This is a genomic window from Brevundimonas sp., assembly GCF_018608325.1.
Classification (GTDB): Bacteria; Pseudomonadota; Alphaproteobacteria; order Caulobacterales; family Caulobacteraceae; genus Brevundimonas.
Genome location: NZ_JABAZW010000129.1, coordinates 15499 through 29713 on the forward strand (window position 1 = coordinate 15499; position 14215 = coordinate 29713).

At 63.7% G+C, this 14215-nt stretch carries 15 protein-coding genes, 1 tRNA gene and 1 pseudogene; 10 read left to right on the forward strand and 7 right to left on the reverse strand.

The features are described 5' to 3' along the window. Positions 1–101: 101 nt before the first annotated feature. Positions 102–341, reverse strand: a complete 240-nt coding sequence (locus QZ281_RS12515; protein ID WP_292228845.1) for a DUF2171 domain-containing protein — start codon at positions 339–341, stop codon at positions 102–104. A 167-nt stretch (positions 342–508) separates the two neighbouring features. On the opposite strand from QZ281_RS12515, the gene QZ281_RS12520 reads away from it, so the two are divergent. Next, positions 509–1765: a patatin-like phospholipase family protein gene (locus tag QZ281_RS12520; protein WP_292228846.1), complete on the forward strand. Its 1257-nt coding sequence runs from the start codon at positions 509–511 to the stop codon at positions 1763–1765. Between the two features lie 3 nt (positions 1766–1768). Continuing rightward, positions 1769–1945: a DUF4169 family protein gene (locus QZ281_RS12525; RefSeq protein WP_292228847.1), complete on the forward strand. Its 177-nt coding sequence runs from the start codon at positions 1769–1771 to the stop codon at positions 1943–1945. 3 nt (positions 1946–1948) lie between these two features. Here QZ281_RS12525 and QZ281_RS12530 read toward each other — a convergent pair whose 3' ends face one another. Further along, complete coding sequence (locus QZ281_RS12530) at positions 1949–2833, reverse strand: EamA family transporter (protein ID WP_292228849.1); 885 nt, start codon at positions 2831–2833, stop codon at positions 1949–1951. A 106-nt stretch (positions 2834–2939) separates the two neighbouring features. Between QZ281_RS12530 and QZ281_RS12535 the strand changes: the two genes are divergently transcribed. The 4 genes from QZ281_RS12535 (at position 2940) to QZ281_RS12550 (ending at position 6830) form a co-directional block, all read left to right on the forward strand. After that, on the forward strand, positions 2940–3371 hold the full coding sequence (locus QZ281_RS12535) for a YbaY family lipoprotein (protein WP_292228851.1): 432 nt from the start codon (positions 2940–2942) through the stop codon (positions 3369–3371). Next, positions 3368–3592, forward strand: coding sequence for a ribbon-helix-helix domain-containing protein (locus tag QZ281_RS12540; protein WP_292228852.1), 225 nt, complete (start codon positions 3368–3370; stop codon positions 3590–3592). The genes QZ281_RS12535 and QZ281_RS12540 overlap by 4 nt, the downstream gene beginning before the upstream one ends. 28 nt (positions 3593–3620) lie before the next feature. Next, complete coding sequence (locus tag QZ281_RS12545) at positions 3621–4337, forward strand: SIMPL domain-containing protein (protein ID WP_292228854.1); 717 nt, start codon at positions 3621–3623, stop codon at positions 4335–4337. 102 nt (positions 4338–4439) lie between these two features. Then, positions 4440–6830, forward strand: coding sequence for a UvrD-helicase domain-containing protein (locus QZ281_RS12550; RefSeq protein ID WP_292228915.1), 2391 nt, complete (start codon positions 4440–4442; stop codon positions 6828–6830). 70 nt (positions 6831–6900) lie between these two features. Here the strand turns inward: QZ281_RS12550 and QZ281_RS12555 are convergent, their stop codons facing one another. The 5 genes from QZ281_RS12555 to QZ281_RS12575 are packed head-to-tail and all read right to left on the reverse strand — an operon-like array spanning position 6901 to position 10979. After that, a complete protein-coding gene (locus tag QZ281_RS12555; RefSeq protein ID WP_292228856.1) occupies positions 6901–7695 on the reverse strand; it encodes an MBL fold metallo-hydrolase in 795 nt (264 codons plus the stop codon). Continuing rightward, positions 7692–8474, reverse strand: a complete 783-nt coding sequence (locus QZ281_RS12560; RefSeq protein ID WP_292228858.1) for a TatD family hydrolase — start codon at positions 8472–8474, stop codon at positions 7692–7694. Before QZ281_RS12560 ends, QZ281_RS12555 begins: the two co-directional genes overlap by 4 nt. After that, positions 8475–9467 (reverse strand): DNA polymerase III subunit delta', encoded by a 993-nt coding sequence (locus QZ281_RS12565; protein ID WP_292228860.1) that lies wholly within the window; start codon positions 9465–9467, stop codon positions 8475–8477. Beyond that, on the reverse strand, positions 9464–10096 hold the full coding sequence (gene tmk, locus QZ281_RS12570) for a dTMP kinase (RefSeq protein ID WP_292228862.1): 633 nt from the start codon (positions 10094–10096) through the stop codon (positions 9464–9466). Before tmk ends, QZ281_RS12565 begins: the two co-directional genes overlap by 4 nt. Before the next feature lie 37 nt (positions 10097–10133). Further along, positions 10134–10979, reverse strand: a complete 846-nt coding sequence (locus tag QZ281_RS12575) for a septal ring lytic transglycosylase RlpA family protein (protein WP_292228864.1) — start codon at positions 10977–10979, stop codon at positions 10134–10136. A gap of 128 nt (positions 10980–11107) precedes the next feature. Between QZ281_RS12575 and QZ281_RS12580 the strand changes: the two genes are divergently transcribed. The 4 genes and pseudogenes from QZ281_RS12580 to QZ281_RS12595 all read left to right on the forward strand — a co-directional run. Then, positions 11108–11197: transfer RNA gene (locus QZ281_RS12580), tRNA-Ser, on the forward strand. Between the two features lie 409 nt (positions 11198–11606). Next, a complete protein-coding gene (locus tag QZ281_RS12585; protein WP_292228865.1) occupies positions 11607–12233 on the forward strand; it encodes a hypothetical protein in 627 nt (208 codons plus the stop codon). Beyond that, positions 12230–13456, forward strand: a complete 1227-nt coding sequence (locus QZ281_RS12590) for a DUF4350 domain-containing protein (protein ID WP_292228867.1) — start codon at positions 12230–12232, stop codon at positions 13454–13456. The genes QZ281_RS12585 and QZ281_RS12590 overlap by 4 nt, the downstream gene beginning before the upstream one ends. After that, positions 13443–14201 (forward strand): annotated as a pseudogene (locus QZ281_RS12595) (AAA family ATPase); the annotation flags it as partial. The gene QZ281_RS12590 and the pseudogene QZ281_RS12595, both read left to right, overlap by 14 nt. Positions 14202–14215: the final 14 nt, after the last annotated feature.

Consider the following 14215-nt stretch of genomic DNA (forward strand, 5'->3'; position numbering starts at 1 on the left):
GCAGGTCGCTCCAACACCGCGCTATTCACGATACATGCACAGATACGCGAAAGGCCCCGCTGGCGACAGCAGGGCCTTTTTCAGTCAGACGATGATGAAAACTAGTGCGGCCTTTCCGTCCAGCGCGACTTGGCTTCATCCTTGGTCAGATTGAGGTGGACATGTTTGTCGTCCACGCGATCCACCCAACTGGTCGGGATCATGTGGTGTTTGAAGCCGCCCGCCAGATCCATCTTGGCCAGTTCGATCTGGTCGCCGAGCAGGTGGTCGACACGACCGACATGGCCGCCGTCCGAACCGACGACTTCCAGGTGTTCCTTGATCTGAGAGGAATTAAACATGCGTTTCTCCTTCCGGGCAGGATTGTCCTGCTTTTGGAAACGCGATGGCGAGATGCGAGTTTCAAACCGCGGCGCTTGGCGTGCGGCGCCTTCGTCTTCCTGTGATGACAGACGGACCGTCCAGATTGTACAAAGCTGGCGCGCGCAACAGGGTTGGAACAGAGCGAATGCCACGGATCGGAACCGGCCTTCTGGGCCTTCTCATGGCGCTGGCCCTTTCCGCGTGCGGAACCCTGGATCGGCCGGTGGGCCCGCTCAGAATTACCGACGGCACACTGATCAAGGCGGCGGATCCGCGCATCCGCGCCAATGACAGCGCCCGGCTTGAGGCCTTCACCCAAGAGATCGGCGGGCGGCTGCGCAGCGACCATCCGACCAATATTCTGGCCCTGTCTGGCGGCGGCGCCAACGGAGCCTATGGCGCTGGCGTTCTGGTGGGCTGGAGCGATCATGGCGATCGACCCAAGTTCGATGTCGTCACCGGCGTCAGCACCGGCGCCCTGGCCGCCCCCTTCGCCTACCTCGGTCCCGACTGGGATGACGAGCTTCAGCAGGCCTACACCAGCGGCGCCGCCGACAATATTCTGAGCTGGCGCAGTTTCGCCGCCTTCCTGAACCCCAGCCTGTTCTCGTCCAAGGTTCTGCGCGATCTGGTCGACCAGAACGTGACGCCCGAACTGATGGCCGCTGTCGCCCGCGAGAACGCCACCGGACGCAAGCTTCTGGTCGCCACCACAGACCTGGACAGCGAGGAGACCGTGATCTGGGACATGGGTCTGCTGGCGACGCAGGGCAACGACAACGCCCGCGAACTGTTCAAGGAGGTGCTGGTCGCCTCCGCCAGTATCCCTGGAGTCTTCCCGCCGGTGCTGATCGCCGGGCTTCAATCGAACAATGAGGTCGCCCTGGAGATGCACGTGGACGGCGGGGTCAACACGCCCTTCCTGGCCATCCCGGAAGACCTGATGCTTTGGACCCGCCCCGACAACCAGGGACGTGTCGGCGCCCTCTATGTCATCGTCAACGGACAGGTCGGTCGTAACAACGGCGTAACGCCGGGTCGCATTTCGGGCATCCTGGCCCGGACCTATGACAGCATGAGCAAGGCCTCGTTGCGCATTCACCTGGCCGTCACCGCCGCCTTCGCCCAACGCAATGGTCTGGATATGTCGTTGTCCGCCATTCCAGACAATGTCTCGGCCTCCAGCCTCAAATTCGATCAGGAGACGATGACCGCCATGTTCGATCTGGGCCGTCAACGCGGCAGTTCATCCGACGGCTGGACCAGACTTGACCAGCAGTCACAAGGACAGCCCCTGATCACAGGCGCGACCATCCCGGACGCTCAGGTGCCCACAGCGCTGGCCCTGCCGCCCGAAACCGACCCCGCCAAAACGACCCAACCCGACAAACCCAAGGAATAGGCTGTGGGCGAGATCGTGAACCTGAACCGGGCTCGAAAAGACCGCGCCAAGGCTGAAGACCGTTCGCGCGCCTCGGCCAATCGCGTGGCTCACGGACGCACAAAGGCGGAGAAACAGGCGGCGGCTAAAGAAAAAGAGCGCGCGGCCCGCCTGCTGGACGGTCAAAAGCTGGACGATTGATGCTCAGGCCTTGGGCGAGCGTATCAGCAGGACCTGCCCGACCAACACCAGAGCCAGACCGACCAAGGCTGTCCACCCGAAGCGCGCGCCCTCGAACAAGACGGACACCAACATGGCGATGGGCGGCGTCAGGGCCGAAATGTAGCTGGCCAAAGCATAGCCACGCTGACGTGCGATGCTGAAATACAGGCCGAACGCGATCACTGATCCAAACAGCGACAGATACAGCAGCGACAGCACATAGGCCGGCGTCAACTCGATCCGCCATGTCACGCCAGTCGCGACGCCATAAACCGCCAACATGGCCGTGCCGTATGCCATGGCCCAGGCCGTCGCGCTCAGGACCGGCGCGCCTGCCTGTTGCCCCTTCCAGGCGAACCAGTTGCCCAGCGCCGACGCCAGTACTGCGGTGATGGCGAAGATCACCCCCAGCCGAGGATCCAGACCGGCGCCAGCCTCTGACAACTGGCCAAAGGACAACACACCGACACCCACGACGCCCAGCGCCGCGCCGCACCACGCAGCGGTGGAGGCCTTCTGCCCGCCCAGAACCCGGAACAGGATCAGGTTCACAAACGCCAGCGCCGCGAAGATGACGGCGACGACCGCAGACGCCACCTGTACCTCCGCCGCATAGACAAAGGCATAGCTGACGGCGAAGACGAACGCCCCCTGCCCTATGGCCGCCAGATGCTGGCGTCGGGACAGGCGCAGAGGCCGTCGGGTCAGGGCGCAAAATCCGAACAGAACCGCCGCCGCCAGCCCAAAACGCCAGACGACCGACACGATCGGCTCCACCGAACCCAACTGCAGGGTGATCGCAAACCACGTCGTTCCCCAGATCAGGGCGCATATCGTGACGGCGACAGCGACAAAAGACCGATTCAAAACTTGGGCTCCAACGAATGGAACCGTCCCTTATCACGGGTATTCAAAAGGCGTCGCTCCCCCGCAAAGCTTCGGTGTGGCATACTGGTCCAAAAGGAGTTTCTCCATGCGCTTCGCCCCGATCATCCTGCCTGCCGCCCTGACGTTGGCCGCCTGCACAACGCCGGCGCCGGTCACGCCCGTGGGACCGCCCGATGTCACCACGGGCACTACGGTCGTGAACGTGACGGCCTTCTATCGCGAGCGGATCATGCTGCCGCCCGGCCATGTGCTGAATGTGCGCGTCGAGGACGTCAGTCTGGCCGACGCCCCCGCACGGGTTCTGGCCGAAGCGAATGAGCCCATCGTCGGCGCGCCCCCCTATCGCCTGACCCTGGCCTTCTCCAGCGCCGAGATTGATCCGCGCCACACCTATGCCGTTCGCGCCGACATCCGTGACCCATCCGGCGCCCTGGTCTTTGTGACCGACACCCGCCACGCCATCCTGACCAATGGCGCCCCCACATCTGCCGAGATCGTGCTGAAGTCTGTGCGTTGAGCGGACTGAGCAAGCGTTCGGTCGTTCTGGCCGGGCACGCCACCTCTGTGGCGCTAGAGCCTGAATTCTGGGCGGTGCTGGATCGCATCGCCCAGACCCGCGCCCTCAGCAAGGCGCAACTGCTGGCCGACATCGACGCCAATCGTGGACGGCGTCCGCTGGCGTCAGCCTGTCGTCTTCTGGCGCTGGACTGGGTGGCGGAACACGGAAAGCCGTCGTAGCCTCTCAGGCCTCTGAAGGGACAAAACCATGGACAACAGCCGTCTGATCCCCGCCGCCGTCGTTGGCGGCCTTCTGGCCATCGGTCTGATCGGCGGCGGCGCCCTGATCGGTCAGGGCGTGGTCAATGCGCGGGCGGGCGACCGGTCCGTCACCGTGCGCGGCTTGGCGGAAAAGGACGTGAAGGCTGATCTGGCGGTGCTGCCGATCCGTTTCACAGCCTCTGGCGATGTTCTGTCCGAGGTTCAGGCGCGTATCGATGGTGATCTGGGCACGGTGCGGCAGTTCCTGAAAGCCCAGGACTATCCGGACACATCCGTCGATCTGGGACGACTGGAAGTCGCCGACACCCGCTCGCGCGAATACGCCAGCCAGACCGGTGGCCCGCGCTTCATCCTGGCCCAGACGGTCATCGTCCGCACCAATGATGTGGACCGCGTCCAGACAACGACCCGCAGCCTGAACGATCTGGTGCGTCAGGGCGTGGTGCTGCAGGATTTCCAGGGTCCCTCCTACATCTTCACCAAGCTGAACGACGTGCGCCCGGCCATGATCGCCGAGGCCACCGCCGCCGCCCGCACAGGCGCCGAACAGTTCGCCAAGGATTCCGGCGCACCGCTGGGCCCCATCAAGTCCGCCGGTCAGGGATCGTTCGAGATTCTGCCGCGTGACGGTTCCGGCGATGAATCCTCGTCCTTGAACAAGAAGATCAGGGTCGTGACGACCATCAGCTACCGTCTGCGCTGATCCCCGGACATCTGAAGCGCCAACGAGGCCTGACGCCTGCATGAAGACGTGCAGACAGGGGACTGACTTTGCCCTCTGTGCTGCTTATGTTCTCCTGACCAGATTCTGACGGCCTGGTTCCGTCCAGCCAGCAAGACCCATTCAGTGACCGATTTCCCCGCTCCCCGCATCTCCGATCTCGCGCGCGCCCAACCGCCGCAAGAGGCTGGCGATTATCTGAAGGGCCTGAACCCCGAACAGCGTCTGGCCGTAGAGACGACCGAAGGTCCGGTTCTGGTTCTCGCGGGCGCCGGTACGGGCAAGACACGCGTCCTGACCACTCGGCTGGCCCATATTCTTGCGACCGGACGGGCCAAGCCGTGGGAGCTTCTGGCTGTCACCTTCACCAACAAGGCCGCGCGAGAGATGCGCGAGCGGATCACCCACCTAATCGGCCCGTCGGCCGAGGGCCTGCGCTGGCTGGGCACCTTCCACTCCATCGCCGCACAGATTCTGCGCCGCCATTCCGAACTGGTCGGACTGAAATCCAGCTTCACCATTCTGGACACTGACGATCAGGAACGGGTGCTGAAACAGCTGCTGGAAGCGGCCAATATCGACACTAAACGCTGGACGCCCAAGTCGCTCAGCGGCCTGATCGACCACTGGAAGAACCGTGGCTGGACGCCAGACAAGCTGCCGCCCGGCGAGGATTTCGCCAACGGCAAGGGCCAGGGCCTGTACGCCGCCTATCAGGCGCGCCTGCGGTCGCTGAACGCCTGCGACTTTGGCGACCTGCTGCTGCACAACATCACCATCCTGTCGCAGCACGCGGATCTGGCTGAGGAATATCGCCGTCGCTTCCGTTATATTCTGGTAGACGAATATCAAGACACCAATGTCGCCCAGTATCTGTGGCTGCGGCTGCTGACCTCCTCCACCGGCAATGTCTGCTGCGTCGGTGACGACGACCAGTCGATCTACGGCTGGCGTGGCGCCGAGGTGGACAACATCCTGCGTTTCGAGCGCGACTTCCCCGGCGCGAAGATCATCAAGCTGGAGCGTAACTATCGTTCGACCAGTCATATTCTGGGCGCCGCGTCTGGTCTGATTTCCGGCAACCGCGACCGTCTGGGCAAGACTCTGTGGACCGACGACGACAGCGGCGACAAGGTCCGCGTGCGCGGCGTCTGGGACGGCGAGGCCGAGGCCCGGCTGATCGCCGACGAAATCGAGACCGCCCGCCGCCCCCATGCGGGCAAGCCGGGGCTGAAATACAAGGACATGGCCATTCTGGTCCGCGCCTCCTTCCAGATGCGGGCGTTTGAAGAGCGGCTGGTCATGCTGGCCATCCCCTATACGGTCATCGGCGGCCCCCGCTTCTTCGAGCGCGCAGAAATCCGTGACGCCCACGCCTATCTGCGCCTGATCCTGTCCGAAGACGACGATCTGGCCTTTGAGCGGATCGTCAATGTGCCCAAGCGCGGCATCGGCGACACCTCGGTGCAGAAGGTCCTTCAGATCGCCCGCCAGCATGATCTGTCCGCCCTGACCACGGTGCGCGGCCTGATCAACACCGACGAACTTCAGGCCCGCACCCGCACGGCCCTGTCCAACTTCGTGCGTGATCTGGATCGCTGGCGCGCCCTGGCCGCCGACACGCCCCACTGGCAGGTCATGGAGACCGTGCTGGAGGAAAGCGGCTACACCGACATGCAGAAGGCCGACCGCACCAGCGGCCAGACGCGTCTAGAGAACCTGAAGGAACTGGTGCAGTCGATGCAGCAGTTCGAAACGCTGCAGGCCTATCTGGAGCACGTCTCGCTGGTCATGGACCTGGATCGCGGGGCCAACGACGACCCGAACGGCGACGGGGCGGTGCAGATCATGACCCTGCACGGCGCCAAGGGGCTGGAGTTCCCGCTGGTCTTCCTGCCGGGCTGGGAAGAAGGCGTCTTCCCCAGCCAACGCAGCATCGATGAAAAGGGCGAAAAGGGTCTCGAGGAAGAACGCCGTCTGGCCTATGTCGGCGTCACCCGCGCCAAGCAGGACGCGCGGATTTCATTCGCCGCCAACCGTCTGGTCTATGGCCGCTGGACCTCGCAACTGCCCAGCCGCTTCGTCGATGAACTGCCCATCGCCCACGTCGATCCGCAGTCCGACACCGGCTATTACGGCGCCTCGACCGGCATGAAGGAAGCCAAAAGCCGGTGGGACGAGACCCCATCCTTCGGCAGCGGCTATTCCTCGCCTGGCTGGAAACGCGCCCAATCCTTCACCGCCGCCCAGACACCCGCGCGTATCCCAGCCCGCAAGGCCGTCATCGAAGGCGACGGACGCCTGATCGCCACCGCCGCCAAATCCAGTTCGAAATGGGCTAAGGGCGAGCGCGTCTTCCACCAGAAGTTCGGCTACGGCTCCGTCCGCGTCATCGAAGGCAACAAGCTGCTGGTGGACTTCGACAAGGCCGGAGAAAAACGCGTGATCGACAGCTTCGTAGAGAAGGCGGACTAAGCGGCTTGCGCGACGCCAAGACAGCTAAGCGCAAAGCCTTGGTGGCCGAAGCCGCGACTAACGTCACAGCTCAGTCAATCAGTCTTCCCCAACCGTCAAAGGCGACCTCAACATTACAAGGAACTATTGCCGATAGTTTATTGTAATCCATATCAATATGTAAGTTCGTCAACACAGCCCGCTCGACGTCTGCAGCGGCAATCCATTCCAGAGCGCGATCCAGATGGGCGTGGGTTGGATGCGGAGTGTATCGCAGAGCGTCCACAATCCAGACCTGGCAGCCCGCGACAGCTCTGAGCGCCGCTTCGTCCAGATCGGAAACATCGCTGGAGTAAGCTACGTCGCCAAGCCGATAACCGACTGAACGGATCGGTCCGTGGGCCTGATCAAAGGTGATGACCGGCACAGCGCCGCCTGCCCCGTCCACCGACCACGGCGTGCCGTGCGGCGGAATGATCCGCCCGTCCAGCAGCGGCGGATAACCGAACTTGGTCTCGAAGATATAGTCGAAGCGGTGCGTCAGCGAGGCATGGGTCACGGCGTCCATCCACGCCGGTATCCGCTTCCTATTTCTCGCAGCGAAGGTGCGCAGGTCGTCAATACCGTGCGTCTGATCGGCGTGATCGTGGGTATAGAGCACCGCATCAATATGCCGGGTTCCACTGGCCAGCATCTGTTCACGCAGGTCCGGCGAGGTGTCGATCAGGACATTGGTGACGCCCTCCGCCCCGGTCTTGCGCGCCAGCATCGAACAACGCGTACGTCGGTTCTTCGGCTCAGTGGGGTCGCAGGCTCCCCAGTCTCCATCACCGCGCGGCACCCCGCCAGATGATCCGCTGCCCAGGATGACGACTTCAAAGCTCATGCCGGTCTCGGTACCCGGTCAAAAAGGCTGAAAAATGCATCCGTCGTTCGCTGGTCGGCTTCTGCAGCGTCCCAGCCCCGGATTTCAGCCAGCTTGTCCAACACATGACTGACATAGGCGGGTTCATTCCGGCGACCGCGATGCGGGATCGGCGCCAGATAGGGGCAGTCCGTCTCCACGATGATCCGATCGGCGGGCATGTCGCGAATGACCGCCCGCACATCCTCCGCAGCCTTGAATGTCGCAATACCGGAAACAGAGAACCATGCGCCAAGTTCTGCTGCAATTTTCGCCAGTTCCGCGCCGCTGGTGTAGCAGTGCATCAACATTCGAAACGCGCCTGCTGCATATTCCTCGCGCAGGATGTCGGCCATCACATCGTCGGCTTCGCGCGTGTGAATGACCAGGGGCAGCCCCGTCTCGCGCGCCGCCTTCACATGCTGACGGAACACCGCCGCCTGAATGTCTCGCGGACTGAAGTCATAGTGAAAATCCAGACCGCACTCGCCGATCCCGACCACCTTGGGCCGCCGGGCCAGTTCGATCAGGGTCTGCGCCGTCAGGTCGGCCGCATCCTTGGCCTCATGCGGATGGACGCCGACCGTGCACCAGATGTCGTCATGCGCCATGGCGATGGCGTGGGTCGTCTCGAACGTCGTCAGCTTGTCCGAAATCTCGACCATCAACTGGACGCCCGCCGCCCGCGCGCGTTCGATGACCGCATCGCGGTCCTCGTCGAACTGAGGTGCGTGCAGGTTCACATGGCTGTCGATCAGCATTCAGCCCAGTCTCTCTTCTTGCGCCCGCGTCCGCCGCAGGTCTGCCAGCGCCCCCGCCAGCACATCGCCACGATCAAGGTTCAGCCCGGCCGCCCGGTCCGGCAACGGCTGCAGCCGCTCCCACAGTTCAGCCCAGCGATTGCCGCGTCCCGGCCCGCTGCTCAGCGCCCGCATGCGCACCGCTGCAATCAACCGGTCCATCAGGGTCTCGAACCGTTCCTGCCCCTCTGCGCCACGGAACTTGTCGGCGATGGACAGGGCCTCGGCCCGGTCGATGTCGCCCTCGACCCACTGGCGCGCCAGTTGATCCATCTCGAACGTGGTTCCCGCCGCCAGAGCCAGGGCAGCGCCGGGCGATCCTCCCGCCATTGCGGCAGCATGTTCAGCGTCTTCCAGATCCACACCGGTACGGTTCCGCACCAGCGTCGTCAGGCGATCTGGCGTCCAGATCGGAAAACTCAGCCGACGGCACCGCGACCGGATCGTCGCCAACAGTCGCCCCGGCGCATGGGTCACTAGAAACAGCACCCCACTCTCAGGTGGTTCTTCAAGAATCTTCAGCAAGGCATTGGCAGCGTTGATGTTCAGATCATCAGCAGCATCGATGATCGCCACACGATGCTGGGCCTGGGACGGGCTCTTGGAGAAGAACTCGGGCAATTCGCGCGACTGATCGACCGAGATTGACTTCTTGATCTTGCCGCCCTCAACCAACCGCTCCAGCACCAGAAGGTCCGGGTGCGACTGGGCCGATATCAATCGACTGACCGGATCGTCACGTCGCGCACCCAAGGGTCCGCGCGCCGGATCAGGCGCAGCGCCCAGTAGACGCCGAGCGGCGCGATAGGCGAAGGTTGCCTTGCCCGTCCCCTCAACCCCGCACAGCAGCCAGGCGTGGTGCAGACGGCCGCGTTGCCAGGCGTCCAAAAACGCCTCTTCCGCCGCCACATCGGGGATCAGATCGAACCGGTCGCGCGGATGTTCGTCGCTCACAGCAGTCGGTCCTGCACTGCACGCCAAACCCGGTCCTCGACATCTTCCAACGTGCCGACCGCGTCGATCAGGACACAGCGGTGGGGATTGGCCTTCACGATGCGCAGGAAGCCCTCACGCAGACGCTGGTGGAACTCCAGTCCCTTGGATTCAAACCGCGTTTCGAACAACCCTCGTCCGAACGCCCGCTCCAGACCGACTTCGACCGGCAGGTCAAACACCAGCGTCAGGTCTGGCTGGTCCGTGCCAACGACGCCTGCATCAATCTGCTCAATAAAGCTCTGGGCCACGCCGCCGCCTGCCCCCTGATAGGCGCGGCTGGAATCGGCGAACCGGTCACAGATCACCCAGTCGCCCGCAGCCAGCGCGGGTCGGATTGTCTGTTCCAGATGGTCAGAGCGCGAGGCGTACATCAGCAAGGTCTCGGTCATGGCCGACCAAGGCTCGGCATCCGTGGCCACAACCAGATTGCGGATCACCTCCGCGCCCTTGGAGCCGCCCGGCTCACGTGTGCGCACGACAGTCCGCTCGCCCAACACAGGCTGAAGCCGCGCCAGAAGCCGCCCGACCTGCGTCGACTTACCGGCGCCCTCGCCGCCCTCAAAGGTTATGAATTTTCCACGGGTCACGCGCGCACAATGGCGACCGCGACGCGGGAGGCAAGCCTTAGCGGCTGGATATCAACAGGGCGTCGGCATATCCCCGCGCCACAACAGCCTGACGGGCGCTTTCGGCGGCAGTTGCGTCGTCCCACGGGCCGACGACGACACGATACAACTCACGCCCACCGCTGTTCACCGGCTGAACCGTTGCGCGATCGCCCAAGCGTTCAGCGATTCGGCGTGCAGCCCGCTGATCAGCAAATGCCCCGGCCTGCACCCACACACCTCCGACCTGAGTGATCGGCGGCGAAGGCGCAGCAACAGGTGCTGGCGGCGGTGCAGCAGCAGCGACCGCATAGGGCACGGGTTGCGACGCAGGCGGGGTCCGCGAAGGCCTCGCCTCCGCCTGTTGCAGCACGACGCCGCCGCCCAGACGAGGCGCCTGCCCCAGATAACGGACCCGCACACGCCCGACGCCCTGGGAAATCATGCCCAGTTCCTGCGCTGCACCACGCGACAGGTCGATGATCCGGCCGTCCACGAACGGCCCACGATCATTGACGCGCACGACCACACGTCGACCGTTCTCCAGATTCGTCACCTCGACCAATCCCGGAAGAGGCAGGGTCTTATGAGCCGCAGTCAGCTCATGCATGTTGAAGCGTTCGCCGGTCGAGGTCGGTCGTCCGTTGAAGGCGTCGCCGTACCATGAGGCCATGCCGACCTCTTCGTAGTCCGGCTGTTCCTTCGGCGTGTACCAGCGCCCGCGCACTTGATAGGGGCGCATCGTGCCCGAAACGATCGGCGCAGGGTCGTTAACGACGGGAATAGCCCCGCCGCTGCGTCCGCCGCCAAAAGTCGAACACGCAGCCAGCAGCGAAAACACCCCTAAAATCAGGGCGCTGCGCATCAATCGTCCTGCTGTCATCGGCACGCCTCGTCACAATAGTGGAAAACAGCGTGACAGAAGACATTTCCGCTTTGGTTAATGAGGGGTTCGCCTGCTATGGCGTTCGCCCGACCGAGCGCAGCCGGTAAGGAAGTGTGGCCGAGTGGTTTAAGGCACTGGTCTTGAAAACCAGCGACGGTGAGAGCCGTCCGTGGGTTCGAATCCCACCGCTTCCGCCAGCGCCTGTCGACTAGCGCCTCGCCGCATCAAACTCGACATAAGCCACGAAGGCCGCGTTTCTTAGGATCGCGTGGTGAAATGCTGCATCAGATGCCAGTGATGAACTGTGAACAGGCTCGCACCCACGATCATGGTCGTCAGTGAAGACATTATGATGAGGCGCCGACACCGATGCGCCCAATAAACTGTTTCGCCCAAGGCAATCGCCAGCAGCATGTTCGCCCCCACGAACTGGTTAATCCTATAATCTAGGACGGCGCCCCGATCAAAAGACCGCATTTTAATCCGTCGCTGTCGTCCGCTCGCTTATCCGCCTTTAAGAATAAGCCATGCCTCGCGCCACGCACGGTTGACTGTCCAGCCACCGCCGTTATGGCTGAATCATCTCCATGCGCGCCTCTTTGAATCATGCAGGATAGGGCGAGGCCCTCCGACGAAGCCCTGCAACAGGCGCACGCGCGGCTGCTGCGTGACGATTCGTTCCAGTTCGACCGCACCGGCTATCAGCCGCCTAAAATGCCGCAGTGGCCCAAGTGGATGGGCGACATGCTGGAGGCCATCGCGCCGTTCCTGAAATGGGCGCTGTGGATCGGTCTGGCCCTGCTTGCCGCCTCGATCCTTTATCTGATCGTCCGGGAAATCCTGCGGCTGCGCGCTCCCCGCGCAAAACCTGACAAACCAAAGACGGCGGTAGAGGTTGAATGGCGGCCCGACGCCCAGACCGCGCGCGACCTCCTGGCCGGCGCCGACGCTCTGGCCGCAGAGGGCCGCTATGCCGAGGCCGCTCACTTGCTTCTGCTCCGTAGCGTCGAGGATATCGGCAAACGCCAACCGCGCGCTCTGCGCATCTCCCTGACAACGCGTGAGATCGCGAGCCTGACCTCTCTGCCGGACGCTGCACGTCCAGCCTTCATGAAAATCGGACAGGTGGTTGAGCGCAGTCTGTTCGGCGGCGGCGCCGTCCTGGCCGAAGATTTCGCCGACTGCCGCAACGCCTATGAGGCCTTCGCCTTGCCGGAAGGCTGGCGCGCATGAGCCGGACATCCCGCGCAGCCAGCGGCGCCTTTTCACCCGTCACAATGATCGTGGTCCTGGTCATTGGCGTTCTGGCGCTGGGCGGTGTCGGCATCCTTTCAGCCTATTCGCCGGAACTGAAGTCAGGCGACGACGGCGGCGGCCACGCCCTGTCAAAGGCGTCAACCGGTTTCGGGGCCCTGCCCGTTCTGTTGCGCAATCTTGGCGTCCCGGTTGTTCTGAACCGGGGCGTCCTGACTGACGCCTCGGATGACAGTCTTCTGGTGCTGACCCCGTCGGTGCAAACCAGACCGAACCAGATTGATGACATCATCCACTACAGCCCGACCCTGATCGTTCTGCCCAAGTGGACGTCAGCGCCTGACGCCAATCACGAGGGATGGGTCAAAACCCTCAACACCTTCAGCGCCAAGAGCACTCTGCAGGTTCTGCCGGAAGACCTGCTCAAGGACACGACCCTGATCGACAAAGAAGGCCGGGGGACCGTCTCCTTGCGCCGTCCGGATGGAACCCCATTCGGCAAGCCGGTTCAGATCGAAGCCTTGCGGACAATAGGCGGCGATGCCTGGATTCCTGTCGTGGTGACACAAAGGGGTGAGGCTGTTCTGGCCATGCACCGTGAAACCCGCACCTATGTCCTGGCGGATTCCGACCTCCTCGACACCTCCGCGCTCAAGAGCACGGCGGGCGCCCGCACGGCGGTCGATCTGATCGAAATACTGCGCCCCGACGGTTCGCCTGTGATGTTCGACCTGACCCTGCATGGCTTCCAGCGCACACGCAGCCTGTTGCGGCTGATGCTGGAGCCGCCGCTTCTGGGCCTGACCCTGATCCTGGCAGCGATGGCTGTCCTGGCCGGATTTCAGGCGGCGGTTCGTTTTGGGCCCGCGCGCGACCATGCTCGCGTCATCGCCCTAGGGAAGCGCGGGCTGGCCGACAACACTGCCGGTCTGGTGCGCTTGGCCAAACGTGAACACCATATGGCCGCGCCCTATGCCCTGCTGATCCGCGCCGCCGTCGCCCGCGCCATCGGGGCGCCGCGTAATCTTAGCGACGACGAGCTGAACGCCTTCCTCGACCGTGTCAGCCGCACGACCGGATCGAACACGACCTATTCCGCCCTGGCCGAGCGCGCCAAGGCGGCCAAGACCCCCGGCGACCTGATGCAGGTGGCCGGCGACCTCTATCGCTGGAACCAGGAGCTGACCCGTGCACGTCAATGAGGTGAAGGCGATCGCCGATCGCATCCGCGCCGAAATCGCCAAGGCGGTTGTCGGTCAGGACGGCGCCGTCGACCTGTTGCTGACCGCCCTGTTCGCTGGCGGACACGTCCTGCTGGAAGGCCCGCCCGGAACCGCCAAGACCCTGCTGGCCCAGGCCTTCGCCCGCGCTGTGGGTCTGGACTATGGCCGCATCCAGTTCACGCCCGACCTGATGCCCGGCGACATTATCGGCTCCAACCTGTTCAACTTCCAGACCTCGGCCTTCACCCTGACGCGCGGTCCGATCTTCTGCGAGCTTTTGCTGGCCGACGAAATCAACCGCACCCCGCCCAAGACCCAGGCCGCCCTGCTGGAAGCCATGCAGGAACGCCACATCACCATCGACGGTCAGGCGCACGCCCTCAGCAAGCGGTTCACCGTCGTCGCCACCCAGAACCCCATCGAGCAGCAGGGCACCTATCCCCTGCCCGAGGCCCAGTTGGATCGCTTCCTGTTCAAACACGTCCTGGCCTATCCGTCGCTGGAGCAGGAACGCGCCATCATCGCCGCCCATGGTTCGCGCACCGGCCAGATGGACCCGATCGCTCTGGGCGTCGAGGTCGTCGCCGACGCCGCAACCATTGACGCAGCCGTGGACGCCGTCGCCGATGTGCGTCTGACGGATGAGGTCATCGGCTATGTCGCCGATCTGGTCCGCGCCACGCGGGAGTCGGCGGATGTGGACACAAGAGGTCGGCTGCGCGCAAGAGGCTGAAGCTG

Coding starts and splice junctions, on each gene's coding strand:
- QZ281_RS12545 (WP_292228854.1), top strand. CDS start 3,621: ATGGACAACAGCCGTCTGATCCCCGCCGCCGTCGTTGGCGGCCTTCTG.
- QZ281_RS12535 (WP_292228851.1), top strand. CDS start 2,940: ATGCGCTTCGCCCCGATCATCCTGCCTGCCGCCCTGACGTTGGCCGCC.
- QZ281_RS12515 (WP_292228845.1), bottom strand. CDS start 341: ATGTTTAATTCCTCTCAGATCAAGGAACACCTGGAAGTCGTCGGTTCG.
- QZ281_RS12590 (WP_292228867.1), top strand. CDS start 12,230: ATGAGCCGGACATCCCGCGCAGCCAGCGGCGCCTTTTCACCCGTCACA.
- QZ281_RS12585 (WP_292228865.1), top strand. CDS start 11,607: ATGCAGGATAGGGCGAGGCCCTCCGACGAAGCCCTGCAACAGGCGCAC.
- QZ281_RS12555 (WP_292228856.1), bottom strand. CDS start 7,695: ATGAGCTTTGAAGTCGTCATCCTGGGCAGCGGATCATCTGGCGGGGTG.
- QZ281_RS12520 (WP_292228846.1), top strand. CDS start 509: ATGCCACGGATCGGAACCGGCCTTCTGGGCCTTCTCATGGCGCTGGCC.
- QZ281_RS12575 (WP_292228864.1), bottom strand. CDS start 10,979: ATGCGCAGCGCCCTGATTTTAGGGGTGTTTTCGCTGCTGGCTGCGTGT.
- QZ281_RS12560 (WP_292228858.1), bottom strand. CDS start 8,474: ATGCTGATCGACAGCCATGTGAACCTGCACGCACCTCAGTTCGACGAG.